The 14,548-nt window shown below is 69.0% G+C and carries 12 protein-coding genes and 1 pseudogene; 5 read left to right on the top strand and 8 right to left on the bottom strand.

The window, feature by feature from the left end; genetic code table 11:
* Window positions 1-73 precede the first annotated feature (73 nt).
* A complete protein-coding gene (locus AC1RJ9_RS15745; protein WP_492837824.1) occupies window positions 74-1,021 on the bottom strand; it encodes an acetamidase/formamidase family protein in 948 nt (315 codons plus the stop codon).
* Window positions 1,022-1,248: 227 nt separating this feature from the next.
* On the opposite strand from AC1RJ9_RS15745, the gene AC1RJ9_RS15740 reads away from it, so the two are divergent.
* From AC1RJ9_RS15740 to AC1RJ9_RS15725, 4 genes are read left to right on the top strand one after another with little or no spacing between them, the layout of a single operon-like run.
* Entirely contained in the window at window positions 1,249-1,482 is a 234-nt protein-coding gene (locus AC1RJ9_RS15740; RefSeq protein ID WP_492837823.1) for a hypothetical protein, read from the top strand.
* Window positions 1,479-2,873 carry an AtzE family amidohydrolase gene (locus AC1RJ9_RS15735; RefSeq protein WP_492837822.1) on the top strand — a complete coding sequence of 465 codons (1,395 nt, stop codon included), beginning with the start codon at window positions 1,479-1,481 and terminating at the stop codon, window positions 2,871-2,873. The genes AC1RJ9_RS15740 and AC1RJ9_RS15735 overlap by 4 nt, the downstream gene beginning before the upstream one ends.
* The gene (gene hpxZ / locus AC1RJ9_RS15730; protein WP_492837821.1) at window positions 2,870-3,286 is read left to right on the top strand and encodes an oxalurate catabolism protein HpxZ; all 417 of its coding nucleotides are present in this window, start codon (window positions 2,870-2,872) and stop codon (window positions 3,284-3,286) included. The genes AC1RJ9_RS15735 and hpxZ overlap by 4 nt, the downstream gene beginning before the upstream one ends.
* 3 nt (window positions 3,287-3,289) lie before the next feature.
* A complete protein-coding gene (locus AC1RJ9_RS15725) occupies window positions 3,290-4,252 on the top strand; it encodes a nucleoside hydrolase (protein ID WP_492838074.1) in 963 nt (320 codons plus the stop codon).
* On the opposite strand, the gene guaD is transcribed toward AC1RJ9_RS15725, so the two are convergent.
* From guaD to uraH, 5 genes are all read right to left on the bottom strand, one after another.
* Window positions 4,249-5,532 (bottom strand): guanine deaminase, encoded by a 1,284-nt coding sequence (gene guaD / locus AC1RJ9_RS15720; RefSeq protein ID WP_492837820.1) that lies wholly within the window; start codon window positions 5,530-5,532, stop codon window positions 4,249-4,251. The genes AC1RJ9_RS15725 and guaD overlap by 4 nt on opposite strands.
* Window positions 5,519-6,535 carry a xanthine dehydrogenase accessory protein XdhC gene (xdhC, locus tag AC1RJ9_RS15715; protein WP_492837819.1) on the bottom strand — a complete coding sequence of 339 codons (1,017 nt, stop codon included), beginning with the start codon at window positions 6,533-6,535 and terminating at the stop codon, window positions 5,519-5,521. Before xdhC ends, guaD begins: the two co-directional genes overlap by 14 nt.
* A gap of 159 nt (window positions 6,536-6,694) precedes the next feature.
* Window positions 6,695-9,037: a xanthine dehydrogenase molybdopterin binding subunit gene (gene xdhB / locus AC1RJ9_RS15710; protein WP_492837818.1), complete on the bottom strand. Its 2,343-nt coding sequence runs from the start codon at window positions 9,035-9,037 to the stop codon at window positions 6,695-6,697.
* Entirely contained in the window at window positions 9,030-10,487 is a 1,458-nt protein-coding gene (gene xdhA, locus AC1RJ9_RS15705; protein WP_492837816.1) for a xanthine dehydrogenase small subunit, read from the bottom strand. Before xdhA ends, xdhB begins: the two co-directional genes overlap by 8 nt.
* Window positions 10,487-10,834, bottom strand: a complete 348-nt coding sequence (gene uraH / locus AC1RJ9_RS15700) for a hydroxyisourate hydrolase (RefSeq protein ID WP_492837815.1) — start codon at window positions 10,832-10,834, stop codon at window positions 10,487-10,489. The genes xdhA and uraH overlap by 1 nt, the downstream gene beginning before the upstream one ends.
* Window positions 10,835-11,172: 338 nt before the next feature.
* On the opposite strand from uraH, the gene AC1RJ9_RS15695 reads away from it, so the two are divergent.
* Window positions 11,173-13,452, top strand: coding sequence for an NADP-dependent malic enzyme (locus AC1RJ9_RS15695; protein ID WP_492837814.1), 2,280 nt, complete (start codon window positions 11,173-11,175; stop codon window positions 13,450-13,452).
* A 234-nt stretch (window positions 13,453-13,686) separates the two neighbouring features.
* Here the strand turns inward: AC1RJ9_RS15695 and AC1RJ9_RS15690 are convergent, their stop codons facing one another.
* A complete protein-coding gene (locus AC1RJ9_RS15690) occupies window positions 13,687-13,881 on the bottom strand; it encodes a cold-shock protein (protein WP_233206781.1) in 195 nt (64 codons plus the stop codon).
* A 141-nt stretch (window positions 13,882-14,022) separates the two neighbouring features.
* Window positions 14,023-14,226, bottom strand: a pseudogene (locus AC1RJ9_RS15685) (cold-shock protein); the annotation flags it as partial.
* Window positions 14,227-14,548 lie beyond the last annotated feature (322 nt).

Genomic DNA, 14,548 nt, shown 5'->3' with positions numbered 1-14,548 from the left:
GCGAGCCTCTTCGACGCCCGCACGCGACGCGTGGGTTCGCACGCGATCTTCGCCACGCTCAGAAGTAGTATCGCTAGAACAACAGCCCCTTGGCCAGCAGCGCGTGGACCCCCTTCTCGCCGTTGACGGTCTGGGTCACCCGGAAATCCACGGCCAGGGAGCAGAACTGGTAGGCCTGGACGCGGGTCAGGGCCGAGCGCGCGATGATGAAGTCGATCGTCTGGCGCAGGGCCAGCTTCATGGCTAGGTCGAGATCCTCGTTGAAGCCCATCAGGATGTAGTGGGTCGGCGTCTCGGCGCGCGGCCACTTGAAGGGCTCGCCCCCCTTGTGCAGCGCGAAGGTGAAGGTCCCGGTCAGGCCCATCTCCAGCGCGTTGACGCAAACCTCACCGTCCCCTTGGCGGCCGTGGCCGTCGCCGACCGAGAAGTTCGCGCCAGGAACCCAGACCGGCAGGTAGAGGGTCGAGCCGGCGACCAGCTCCTTGTTGTCCATGTTGCCGCCGTGCTCCCGGGGCTCGCGGCTGGAGAGGCGACCGTAGCTGGCCGGCGGGGCGACGCCCATGGTGCCGAAGAACGGCGCCAACGGCAGCTCCGGGCCCCATTCCGGCTTGCAGGTCCCGGCCGCGCGGTCGACGGCGATGTGGCTGACATAGCGCTCGGGGAAGTCTTCCGGCAGGGTGCCGGCCAGGGGCCGAACGGCGCAATAGCCCCAGTCGTTATTGGGCTCGATCGTCTCGATCCGCACCTCCAGCGTGTCGCCCGGCTCGGCGCCGGCGATGGCGACGGGGCCGGTCAGGATGTGCGGACCGATCCTCGGCGGATTGCTGTCATGGATCGCCCTCAGCGCGGGCGGCACAACGAGGGGCGAACCCGGCGGCGGCATGACCTCGACGCCGCCCGAGACGCACTCGAAGGTGACGCTGTCGCCGGAGTTCACCGTCAGCACGGGATCGAAAGCCGCGTCGAACATGCCGAAGCGGATGGTGTCGGGGGTGGAAGCCAGCCGGTGATGCGCCATCAAGTAAGTTCCTTCTTACAAGCGTATCTCGCGCTTACGCTGGCTCAGCGCCTAGGCCTGGCGGAGGGCCGGAGTGACGATCGCCCTTCCCTGCTCGCGACGCGGGCGATCGGCGGCCAGGATGGCGCGGGCTTGGGCGCTGCGCCCTTCCAGCGGCGCCGGGGCTGGCGATTCCCACGAACGCGGGTGTATGAAGTTTTTTCTTACTTGCAGAGCTTCAGGGAGACCGCATGGCGCTGGACGCGGAGACGAAGGCCTTTCTGGACCTGAAGGACCACGAGATCGCGCCGTGGACGGCCGCCCGCGCCGCCGCGCGCGACCTGACCCTGTCACCGGACGTCCTGCCGACTGTGATCGACAACGTCGCCCTGCTGCGCACCCAGGCGTCCCTGTTCGTGTCAGCGCTCCAAGAGACAGCTGGGGGTGACCTCGCCGGCGAACCGCCGGAGACGTTCCAGCCGTGAGCTTCTGCAGCGTCGTCGAGATCGCCGGCGAGGTCCGCGCGGGCCGCGTCACCGCCCGAGCCGTGACCGAGGCCACCCTCTCGCGCATCCAGCGCCTGAACGGCGGGATCAACGCCTTCACGGCCGTCACCGCCGAGCGCGCCCTGGCCGCCGCCGAGGCGGTCGACGCCGACCTCGCCGCCGGCCGTCCGGTCGGTCCGCTGGCCGGCGTGCCGGTGGCGGTGAAGAACCTGTTCGACATCGAGGGTCTGGCGACCTTGGCCGGCTCGAGGATCCGCCGCGACGCCGCCCCGCCGGCCCACGACGCGACCCTGGTCCGACGCCTGACCGCCGCAGGGGCGATCCTGGTCGGAGCGTTGAACATGGACGAGTTCGCCTACGGCTTCGTCACCGAGAACGCCCACGACGGGCCGGTCCACAATCCGCACGACCCCAGCCGGATCGCCGGCGGCTCGTCGGGCGGCTCGGCGGCGGCCGTGGCGGCGGGGCTGGTTCCTCTGACCCTGGGCTCGGACACCAATGGCTCGATCCGCATCCCGGCCAGCCTGTGCGGCGTGTTCGGCCTCAAGCCCACCTACGGCCGCCTGTCGCGCCAGGGCGTGTTCCCGTTCGTCGAGAGCCTGGACCATGTCGGTCCGTTCGCGCGGTCGGTCGAAGATCTGGCCCTTGCGTACGACGTCCTGCAGGGTCCCGATCCCCAAGGCGACGCGATCTGCGTGCGCGACGCCGAGCCTCTGGCCGATCGCCTCGACACACTGGCCGAGCGTCCCTTGCGGGTCGGCGTGCTGGGCGGCTGGTTCCAGCAGGGCGCCTTCCCCGAAGTGCTCGAAGCCCTCGGCCGCGTCGGCTCGGCGCTGAAGGCCGACGACCTCGTCACCTTGCCGAACGCGGTCGCCGCCCGCGCCGCGGCCTTCTGCCTGACCGCCTTCGAGGGCGGCGAGCTGCATCACGACGACCTGGCCAAACGCGCCATGGACTACGACCCGGCCGTCCGCGACCGCCTGCTGGCCGGCGCCCTTTTGCCCGAGGGCGTACACAAGGCCGCCCAGCGCTTCCGCACGATCTTCCGCGACGAGGTCCGCGAGGCCTTCCAGCGCTACGATGTCCTCTTGGCCCCGTCGTCCGTCTGCCCCGCTCCGCCGATCGGCCAGGCGACGATGGAGATGGACGGCGTCCCCGTCTCGGTGCGCAAGAACCTCGGCGCCTTCACCCAGCCGATCAGCTATATCGGCCTGCCGGTGGTGGCCGCGCCCGTGAACCGTCCGGGCCAGTTGCCGATCGGCGTGCAGATCATCGCCCCGGCCTGGCGTGAGGACCTGGCCTTCTCCGCCGCCGTAAGGCTGCAGCGCGAGGGTGTCGTGGCCGCCCATCCCCCGAAGGGCGCTCTATGATCGTCAACGATCCCGCCGTGCTGGCCGAGGTGACGGCCCTGGTCGACGCCTATGAGGCGGCGCTGATGAGCAACGATGTCGAGGCCCTGGACGGCGCGTTCTGGAACTCGGCCCACACGGTGCGGCTGGGCGTGGCCGAGAACCTGTGGAGCTTCGACGAGATCGCCGCCTTCCGTGTCGGCCGGACCGGCGGTTCGCCGCCGCGCACGCGGCTGCGGACGGAGATCACCACCTTCGGGACCGACTTCGCCGTCGCCCATGTCGAATTCCGCCGCGAGGACAGCGGCAAGATCGGCCGCCAGAGCCAGACCTGGATCCGCACCGAGGCCGGCTGGAAGGTCGTCTCGGCCCACGTGTCCCTGATGCAGGGCGGGGCCGACCAGCGCCTCGCCTCGAACGAAGAAAAGCGCTAGAGCCTGCGAATGACGACCAAGATCATCTTCGACACCGATCCCGGCATCGACGACGCCATGGCGCTGCTGTTCATCGAGGCGAGCCCCGCCCTCGAGCTGATCGCGGTGACAACTGTCTTCGGCAATTCCGACATCGAGACCACGACGCGCAACGCGCTTTACCTGAAGGCCCGCTTCGGCCTGACGGCGCCGGTCTACAAGGGCGCGGAGAAGCCCCTGACCCGGCCGCGCAACCCCTCGCCGACCTTCGTGCATGGCGAGAACGGCCTTGGCGATGTCGAGCTGACCGGCCTGGTTCCCGCCGAGCCCGAGGCCAAACCGGCCCACCAGGCGATCATCGACCTGGCCCGCCAGTATCCGGGCGAGGTGGTCCTCTGCGCCGTCGGTCCGCTGACCAACCTCGCTTTGGCGTTGAAGGCCGATCCCGAGGTCGCCACCCTGCTGAAGTCCGTGGTGATCATGGGCGGCGCGTTCGGCGTGGCCGGCAAGCCGGGCAATGTCACCCCGGTGGCCGAGGCTAATATCTGGAACGACCCGGAAGCCGCCGACCAGGTGTTCACCGCTCCCTGGAACCTGACCGCCGTCAGCCTGGACGTGACCACCCAGGTGGTGATGTCGCCAGACTACATGGAGGCGTTGGCCGCCACGGGCAGTGACGCCGGCGGGTTCCTGAACGCGATCTCCAAGCCCTATGCGGCGTTCTACGGCGGCCGCGACGGCATCGTCGGCTGCTGCGTGCACGACGCCGCGGCGGTGGCCTTCGTGATCGATCCGACGCTGTTCGCCGTGCGCCGGGGTCCGGTGCGCGTGGTGACCGAGGGCATCACGCTCGGCCAGACCTGCCAGAGCCCCGAGGGCGAGCTGTTCGGCCCCTCAGCCTGGGACGACCAGCCGATCCAGGCCGCGACCGTGGCGGTGGACGGGGCCCGGTTGCTGAAGCTCTATGCGGAGACGATGGGGGCCTAGCGCCTGTACCGCTCCACGCCCGCCAGATAGGTCCGGGCCACGACCCGATCATCCCCCAGCACGGTCAGCGCGAAGAGCTTGTTCTCCAGGCTCTTCGCCCCGGCCAGCCGCCGCGCCATCAGCGGCGTCGCGGCCAGGTCCAGCACCACGAAGTCGGCTTCCTTGCCCGGCTCGAGATTGCCGATCTTGTCGCCGAGATCCAGCGCCCGCGCCCCGCCCAGGGTCGCCAGGTACAGCGCCTGGAACGGATCCAGCGCGTCGCCCCGCAGTTGGCCGACCTTGTAGGCCTCGCCCAGCGTATGCAGGATCGAGAAGGTCGTGCCCGCCCCGACGTCGGTGCCCATGCCGACCTTGACCCCGTGCGAACAGGCCTCCTCCAGCGGGAACAGGCCAGACCCCAGGAACAGGTTCGAGGTCGGGCAGAAAGCCACCGCCCCGCCCTTGGCCGCCAGCCGCCGGAACGCGTCGCCCTTCAGGTGGACGCAGTGGGCGAAGACGGATCGTTCGCGCAGCAGGCCGAAGCGGTCGTAGACGTCGAGATAGTCCTTAGCCGCGGGGAACAGGCGCGCCGTCTCCTTGATCTCGTGGATATTCTCCGACAGGTGGGTCTGCATCCAGACGTCGGGATGCGCGGCCAGGACTTCACCGGCCATGGCCAGCTGTGCGTCGCTGCAGCTGATCGCGAAGCGCGGGGTGACGGCGTAGCCAAGGCGGCCCTTGCCGTGCCAGTCGGCGATCAGTTGCTCCATGTCGGCGCGACTGCTCTCGACCGTGTCGGTCAGGCCGTCCGGCGCATTGCGGTCCATCAGCGCCTTACCGGCGATCAGCCGCATGTCGCGCTCATAGGCCTCGGCGAACAGGGCGTCGACCGAGACCTTGTGCACCGAGCCGAACACCAGCGCCGTGGTGGTGCCGTTGCGCAGCAGCTCGTCGATGAAAAACGCCGCCGTGTCGGCCGCGTGCTTGGGATCGGCGAAGGCCGCCTCGGCCGGGAAGGTGTGCTGCTCCAGCCAGTCCAGAAGCTGCTTGCCGTGGGCGGCGATGACGTCGACCTGCGGCAAGTGGATGTGGGTGTCGATGAAGCCCGGCGTGATCAGATGGCCGGTCAGGTCGTGCAGCTCGGCGTCACCCAGCCACGGCGACAGCTCGGCATAGGCGCCGCAGCCCGCGACGCGGCCGTCCTCGACCAGCAGCAGGCCATCCTCGTGGAAGGCCACGGCTTCCGCGTTCTTGGTCGGATCATCCACGAGGTGGAGGATCGACGCCCTATAAGCTTGCACTGGCGCTCTCGTCGTTTCGAATGCGCGCCGCTTCCTGGCGCATCAGGAGGTCGGCCGCCACCGAGACCGCGATCACCTCGGGCGCCTTGCTCTTCAGCTGCGGCAGGCCGATGGGACTGGTCAGACGGGTCAGCACCGCCTCCGAGAACCCGTCGTCGCGCAGCCGGCTCATGAACCTAGCCCGCTTGGTCTTCGAACCTATGACGCCGAAGAAACAAAATCCGCCGCCTGCCAAGCCGGCCGAGACCAGCGCGTAGTCGAGCGCGTGGTCGTGGGTGAGAACCAGACCGTAGGCGTCGGGGCTTGCGCCCATGGCCTTGGCGGCGACCTCGGCGGGCGCCAGCACCGTGACGCCGGGGATGTCGGCGGTTTCGGGACGGGTGTCGTACCAGAAGAGGCGGAAGGGCAGCGGCTCGAAGGCCCTGGCGATGGCCTGGCCGACATGGCCGGCGCCGAACAGCAACAGCGGCGGACGCGGGGCGTCGGCGCGCTCGACCATCACATCGCCGAGCTCTGGCCGCGCGCCGCGCGCGGCGGCCTGGACCTCGCCGAAGGAGACCGCCGGGCCGTCGCCATCGGTGGCCATGATCGGCGCGACCACCTTGGTCAGCAGGCCGGGATCGAAGCGGGTGCGGACCTCGAACGGCTGGGCGGCGTCCATCCGCCTTGCGGCCTCGGTCAGCCAGTCGCGGCTGTTGTCGTTCAGACGCTCCAGGAACAGGCGCACGCGGCCGCCGCAGCACTGGGCCAGCAGCGGGCCCAACGGGTAGTCCTGGATCGCGAAATGGGCCTGGCCGCCGTCCAGCATCCGTCGCGCCTGGTCAGCGACACGGTATTCCAGATTGCCGCCGCCGATCGTGCCGGACTGCCCGTCGCGCCAGACGACCATCTTGGTCCCGGCCTCGCGCGGGGCCGAGCCCTCGGTGGCCAGCACGGTGACCAGGGCGGCCTCGTCGTGGGCGTCCAGCCTGGCCAAGGCCGCACGCGCCCAGTTCCGGCTCATGCGACTACCCCAAGAATCCGATTTCCCCGGCGAAGGCCGGGGCCCAGATTCATCCGGATGGGGTGGTGCGCTCGCGCCCACGGCCGAGACCACAAGTGCGCCCGCTCGTGGGTTCGATCTGGGCCCCGGCCTTCGCCGGGGAGAACGGGAGAAAGAAACTCAGGCATTCATGGCCCTCACCCGCACGTCCTCGCAGGCCATCAGGATGGTCTCGGGCGTCGCCGGCGCGTCCAGCTGCGGCAGGAGCTTGTAGTCCCCGACGCTGGCCACCGCGTGGTTGATCGCGCAGTAGACCGAGATCGCCAGCATCAGCGGCGGCTCGCCCACGGCCTTGGAGCGGTGCACCGTGGCCTCGACATTGCGGCCGGCCTTCCACAGGCGAACGTCCAGGTGCGCCGGGCGGTCGCCGATGGTCGGGATCTTGTAGGTCGACGGCGCATGGGTCCGCAGGCGGCCTTGCGCGTCGTAGACCAGCTCCTCCGTCGTCAGCCAGCCCATGCCCTGGATGAAGCCGCCCTCGATCTGGCCGAGGTCGATGGCGGGATTCAGCGACTTGCCGACGTCGTGCAGAATGTCGGCGCGGGTCACCTTCATCTCGCCGGTCAGGGTGTCGATCAGCACCTCGCTGCAGGCCGCGCCATAGGCGAAGTAATAGAACGGCCGGCCCGTATGGGTGGCGCGGTCATAGTGGATCTTGGGCGTGGCGTAGTAGCCGGTCGCCGACAGCGAGGTCCGCGCCAGATAGGCCTGGCGCGCGAACCAGCCGAACTCAAAGGTCTCGGCCCCGACGCGGACGCCGTCCGGCGTGAACGCCACCTCGGTGGGATCCACGCCCCACTTCCCGGCCGCGAACGCCACCAGCCGCGCCTTGATGGTCTCGGCCGCGTTGAGGGCCGCCATGCCGTTCAGGTCAGCGCCCGACGAGGCGGCGGTCGCCGAGGTGTTGGGCACCTTGTCGGTGACGGTCGCGGTGATCTTCACGCGGCCGATCTCGACCTGGAAGGCGTTGGCGACGATCTGGGCGATCTTGATGTTCAGCCCCTGCCCCATCTCGGTCCCGCCGTGGTTCAGCATGATCGAGCCGTCGGCATAGAGGTGGATCAGCGCCCCGGCCTGGTTCAGGTGGGTGGTGGTGAACGAGATGCCGAACTTCACGGGCGTCAGGGCGATGCCCTTCTTAAGCACCGGGCTAGTCTTGTTGAACGCCTCGATCTCGCGACGGCGGTCCTCATAGGCGCAGGAGGCCGAGAGCTCGTCGATCAGCTGCGGCGCGACATTGTCTTCCACCACCTGGTGGTAGGGCGTCAGGTTGCGACCCTCGCCGCCATAGAGGTTGCGGCGGCGCACCTCCAGCGGATCGATCCCGACCTCGGCGGCGACCGCGTCCATCACCCGCTCGATGGCCAGCATCCCTTGCGGTCCGCCGAAACCTCGGAAGGCGGTGTTCGAGACCGTGTGGGTCTTGAACCGGTGCGACAGGATCTCGACCGCCGGCAGGTAGTAGGTGTTGTCGGCGTGGAACATCGCCCGATCGTTGATCGCCATCGACAGGTCGGTCGTCGCTCCGCAGCGCGAGGCCAGGTCCAGCGACAGGCCGGTCAGCCGGCCGTCATGGTCGAAGCCGACATCGTAGGCGACTTCGAAGTCATGCCGCTTGCCGGTCATGACCATGTCCTCGTCGCGGTCCGGACGGCACTTGGCGGCGCGCCCGGTCTTGACCGCGACCAGGGCGGCGGCGGCGGCGAACAGCGAGGCTTGCGTCTCCTTGCCGCCGAAGCCTCCGCCCATGCGGCGGACCTCGACGGTGACGGCGGTGTGCGGACGATCCAGCACGCGGGCGACCAGATGCTGGACCTCGCTGGGGTGCTGGGTCGAGGACCAGATGTGGACATCGCCGTCTTCGCCCGGCGTCGCCAGCGCCACCTGGCCTTCGAGATAGAAGTGGTCCTGACCGCCGATCGCGAACCTGCCCTGGACGCGGCGCGGCGCCGTCGCCAGCGCGGCTTGGGCGTCGCCCCGCGCCATGCGCTGGCTGGCCTCGAGCTTCAGGTCCATCTCGCGCGCGGCGGCGATGTCGACGGCGACAGGCAGGTCTTCGTAGTCGACGACGGCCTTGCCGACGGCGGCGCGAGCGGCGGCGATCGAGGTGGCGGCCACGGCGAACAGGCTCTGGCCGACGCAATAAACCTCGCCATCAGCGAACAGCTTGTCGTCGTGAAGGACCGGACTGACATCGTTCTCGCCGGGAATGTCCTCGGCCGACAGCACCAGCACCACCCCGGGCGCGGCGCGGACGGCCGACAGATCCATCCTGGTGATCCTGGCGTGCGCCTTGGCGCTCATCCCGAAGGCCACGTGCAGCAGGCCGGCTGGCTCGGGCATGTCGTCGATATAGATCGCCGAGCCCGCGACATGCCGCGCGGCGCTGTCATGCGGCAGCGGCGCGGAGACGCCCTGGAAGGCGGCGTTCTGGACGGACGCGGTCGCGGCGGAATCAGCCATGAGCCCTCTCCGGCCCGACACTTTCCGGAATGACGCGCGTTTCCGCGGCTGTGTCCTCGGTTTCCAGAAACACCTTGCGCAGCATGTTCCGCGCGGTCAGTGACCGGTAGGCGGCCGAGGCGCGCATGTCGCTCATCGGCGCGTAGTCGGTGTCGAGCGCGGCCATGGCGGCCGCGACGGTCGCCTCCGTCCACGGCTGGCCCATCAGCGCCGCCTCGCAGCCCTTGGCTCGCTTGGGCGTGCCGGCCATGCCGCCGAACGCGATGCGGGCGTCGGTGACGACGCCGCCCTCGATCGCCAGCGAGAACGCCCCGCATACCGCCGAGATGTCCTGGTCGAAGCGCTTGGACAGCTTGAAGACCTTGAAGATCCGGCCGGCGTCCAGCTTCGGCGTGATCACCGCCTCGACGAACTCGCCGGGCCGGCGGTCCTGCTTGCCGTAGTCGAGGAAGAAGTCTTCCAGCGCCAGCTCGCGCCGCTCGCCTCCCCGGCGCAGCACCAGGGTCGCCCCCGCCGCGATCAGCGCCGGCGGCATGTCGCCGATCGGCGAGCCGTTGGCGATGTTGCCGCCGATCGTGCCGCTATTGCGCACCTGGGTGGAGCCCAGCCGCCGCATCATCGCGCCAAGGTCCGGATAGAGCTTCGCCACCGCCTCGATGGCGTCGACATAGCGAACGCCGGCGCCGATGCGCAGACCCTCGACCGTCTCCTCCAGAGCCTTCAGTTCGACGACCTCGGACACGCTGATCAGGGTCGGCAGCGGACGCCGCTGCTTGGTGACCCACAGGCCGACATCGGTCGCGCCGGCCACGATCGTCGCGTCGGGATGTTCCAGATAGGCCTGAGCAAGTTCATCGACGGTGCGCGGCGACAGCCACGTGCGGGTGACGCCGTGAATCTCGTCCTCGTAACTGAGGCTCAGCATCGTCTCGTCGCGCACCGTCGACAGATCGACCGCCGGCGCCGCCTCCGCCTCCACGCCCTTGGCCACCTCGAGGATCGGGCCATAGCCGGTGCAGCGGCACAGGTTCCCAGCCAGCACCTCGCCGACCGGCGCGGCCGCGCCCTTGGCCGCGATCGCGCGACCGTACAGCGACATGACGATGCCCGGCGTGCAGAAGCCGCACTGCGAGCCGTGCTTGTCGACCATCGCCTGCTGCACCGGATGCAGCGCGCCCCCTTTGGCCAGGCTCTCGACCGTCAGCAGCGCCTTGCCGTGCAGCATGGGCAGGAACTGGATGCAGCTATTGACCGCACGCCAGGCCACGGCCTCGCCGTCCGCCTCGCCCACCAGCACGGTGCAAGACCCACAGTCGCCCTCGGCGCAGCCCTCCTTGGTCCCGGTCCGGCGCATTGGCCCGCGCAGGTGCTCCAGCAGGGTCGTCGTCGGGTTCGCCCCACGGACTTCTCGGACCTCACCGTCCAACAGAAAGCGGATCGTCTCGCCCATCAGCTGCCCCGGTACGTGGAATAGCCGTACGGCGAAACCAGCAGCGGCACGTGCCAGTGCTGGTCGACGTTCGAGACGGCGAAATCGATGACCACCACGTCCAGGAACGGCGGGGCGGTGACCGGCAGGCCGGACGCCGCGAAATGCGCGCCGATCGCGAATTCCAGGCGATAGGCGCCGACCTCCAGGTCCTCGCCGGCGACAAGCCGCGCACGACCGTCGGCGTCCGTGCGGTATTCCGCCAGCAGCGAGACGTGCGAACCCTCGCGCCGCGACACCCGAACCGTCACGCCGGCCGCCGGCTTTCCGGCCGCCTGGTCGAGGATGTGTGTCGTCAGTCCGCTCATGCTCCGCCCTCGGATCTCATTGCCGAGTCGATGCTCGGTCGCTCCGGGCGCCCTGTCCAGCACCATGCCCCTCGAGGCGGCGCGGGAAGGAACAGCGCCGAGGAACGGGGCGGCGGGCGCCCGAAGCAGAGGCATTATATAATAGATTTATTACTTAGCGGAGCGATTTGACGAGGCCCTTTTCGATGACGTCATCATCGCACGCGACGCCAAAGGCGCGCGCAGGGTTGGAAAACCGGGCCATCCCCGGTAGCTAGACCCCTATAGCTTGACCCGTGACGGCTCGCGACAGAGACGGGCCGCGCCGCGTGCGCGCAGATGCTTCAAGAGGGACACCGATGGACGAGGATTTCCGTAAGGCGGCGCTGGATTACCACCGTCTGCCGCGGCCCGGGAAACTGGCCATCGAGGCCACCAAGCGGATGGCCACCCAGCGCGACCTGGGCCTGGCCTATTCCCCCGGTGTCGCCGCGCCTTGCGAAGCCATCGCCGCCGATCCTGACAAGGCCCGCGACTACACCGCGCGCGGTAATCTGGTGGCCGTGATCTCCAACGGCACCGCCGTGCTGGGCCTGGGCAATATCGGCCCGCTGGCCAGCAAGCCGGTGATGGAGGGCAAGGCCGTCCTGTTCAAGAAGTTCGCAGGCATCGACGTCTTCGATATCGAGGTCGACGCCAACGACCCCGACCGCTTCATCGAGGTGGTGGCGGCGCTGGAGCCCACCTTCGGCGGCATCAATCTCGAGGACATCAAGGCCCCCGAGTGCTTCATCATAGAGCGCACCCTGCGCGAGCGGATGAACATCCCGGTCTTCCACGACGACCAGCACGGCACCGCCATCGTCTGCGCCGCGGCCGTCCGCAACGCCCTGCTGGTCCAGGGCAAGAGCCTCAAGGACGTCAAGCTGGTCACCTCGGGCGCCGGCGCGGCGGCCCTGGCCTGCGTCGACCTGCTGGTCTCGATGGGCCTGCCGGTCGAGAACGTCACCCTGACCGACATCAAGGGCGTCGTGTACGCCGGTCGCGACGACGACATGCTCGACAACATGGCCCGCTATGCGCGCCAGACCGACGCTCGCACCCTGTCGGAGGTCATCGCCGGCGCCGACATCTTCCTGGGCCTGTCGGCTCCGCGGGTGTTCAAGGCCGAGTGGCTGCCGCTGCTGGCGCCGAACCCGCTGATCCTCGCCATGGCCAACCCGGAGCCGGAGATCCTGCCCGAGCTGGTCTACGCCGCCCGTCCCGACGCCATCATGGCCACCGGCCGCAGCGACTACGCCAATCAGGTCAACAACGTCCTCTGCTTCCCCTTCATCTTCCGGGGCGCCCTGGACGTCGGGGCCAGCGAGATCAACGAGGCGATGAAGGTCGCGGCCGTCGAGGCGATCGCCGAACTGGCCCGCGCCGAGGCCTCCGAAGTCGTCGCCTCGGCCTATGGCGGCGTCGCCCCGGTGTTCGGCGCGCAATACATCATCCCCAAGCCGTTCGACCCGCGCCTGATCCTGCAGATCGCGCCGGCCGTCGCCAAGGCGGCCATGGACAGCGGCGTGGCCACCCGGCCGATCACCGACTTCGACGCCTACCAGGCGGAGTTGGAGCTCTTCGTCTACCGCTCGGGCCAGCTGATGCGCCCGGTGTTCGAGCGCGCGCGCAAGGCCCCGGTCAAGGTGGCCTATGCCGAGGGCGAGGACGAACGCGTGCTGCGCGCCGTCCAGACCGTGGTCGATGAAGGCCTGGCCCATCCCGTGCTGGTCGGCCGTCGCGAAGTGATCAAGGCCAAGGTCGCCGAGATGGGCCTGCGCCTGGACCTGGGCGGTAAGGTCGAGATCGTCGACCCCTATACCGACAAGGACCTGTTCGGGCCGCTGGTCGCCGACTATCAGAAGCTGGTGGGTCGCCGCGGCGTGCCGCCGACCGCCGCCGAGCGTCGCGTCGAGGGCCGTCGCACCGTGGCCGCCTCGATGCTGCTGTCGTCGGGCTATGTCGAGGCCGCCCTGGTCGGCGGCAGCGGCGACTGGTGGCAGCACATGACCTACGCCCTGCCGATCATCCCGCGCCGGGAGAGCGTCAGCCGGGTCTACGCCCTGTCGACCCTGATCCTCGACAACGGCACGCTGTTCTTCTGCGACACCCACGTGAACGTCGACCCGACCGCCGAACAGGTCGCCGAGTGCACCCAGCTGGCCGCCGAGGCCGTGCGGCGTTTCGGCCTGACGCCCAAGGCCGCCCTGCTCTCGCACTCCTCGTTCGGCGCCAGCAATTCGCCGACCGCCCGCAAGATGCGCGAGGCCCTGGCGATCCTGCGCGAGCAGGCGCCGGAGCTCGAGGTCGACGGCGAGATGCACGCCGACGCCGCCCTCAGCCAGCACCTGCGCGAGCGCATGGTCGCCGACAGCCCGCTGAAAGGCTCGGCCAACCTGTTGGTCATGCCGACGCTCGACGCGGCCAATATCGCCCTGACCCTGCTCAGCGCCGCCACGGAGTCCCTGCTGGTCGGCCCGGTCCTGCTGGGCATGAGCAAGCCGCTGCACGTGCTCGTGCCCAGTGTCACGGCGCGCGGCATCGTCAACCTGACGGCGCTCAGCGTGAATCAGGCGGCTTCGGAACGGGCCCTTTAGGGGACCTGACGGTCAGCCTCGCCCCCATCCAGAATGGTGAAAGGCCGCCCCATGCCGGGCGGCCTTTTTCATCGCCGGGTGGCCCGAGCCGGCCCGCCGGGAGCGCCAAAGCGGCCACCGGTAAAGCTTGTCCAGAACGCCGAAAGGCCCCGTCCGACGTTCGCACGTCGGCGGGGCCCCTCAAAAGTCTCTGAAAAGGCCCTCCGTCCGGGCGGCCTTTTCGAATTCGCACCCTTAGAGGATGCGCAGGTTGCCGGCCGAGGTCTTGCCCGAGCGGCGGTCCTGTTCAAGCTCGTAACCGACTTGCTGGCCTTCGTTCAGGCCGCGCAGGCCGGCGCGTTCCACGGCCGAGATGTGCACGAAAATGTCGCCACCGCCGTTGTCCGGCTGGATGAAGCCAAAGCCCTTGGTGGTGTTGAACCACTTCACGACGCCCGTGCCGGCTTCACCGCCGCCACCGCCACCACCACCGTAGCCGCCGCCACGCGGGGCGTCGAAGCTGCGCGGCGGACGAGCGCCACCGGGGCCACCGCGGGCGCCGCCACCGGCCGGCACGGCGCCTTGGCCCGTGACGCGCAGGTTGCCGGCCGAGGTCTTGCCCGAGCGACGATCTTCTTCCAGCTCGTAATTGACCAGGTCACCTTCATTCAGGCCAGCCAGGCCCGAACGTTCAACCGCGGCGATGTGGACGAACACGTCCTGGCCGCCGTCCTCGGGCTGAATGAAACCAAAGCCCTTGGCCGGGTTGAACCACTTAACGACACCGTTCGCCATATTATCCTCAAACACCTCAATCGACGGGCTGATAGTCGGCCCGCGTCCTTCCAACGGAAGTCATGACGCAAAACCGCGCCATGCGCTATGGGCTTTGAATGGAGAAAATCGGCTGTAAGGCGGCCAAGGCCATAAAAATTCGCGCTTCCGGCTTCGAGCGTTGCCGGAATGCCACTCTGGATTGCACGCAGAGGTACAAAAAAGCCCTGACCGCGCGCGGACAGGGTGGGTGTTACGGTCTAGGGCCTTGGGTGCGGGGACAGGATTTGAACCTGTGACCTTCAGGTTATGAGCCTGACGAGCTACCGGGCTGCTCCACCCC

The sequence above is a fragment of the Caulobacter sp. GW822-FHT07D08 genome, from assembly GCF_058798735.1.
This window is presented reverse-complemented; position numbering and strand designations above follow the sequence as displayed.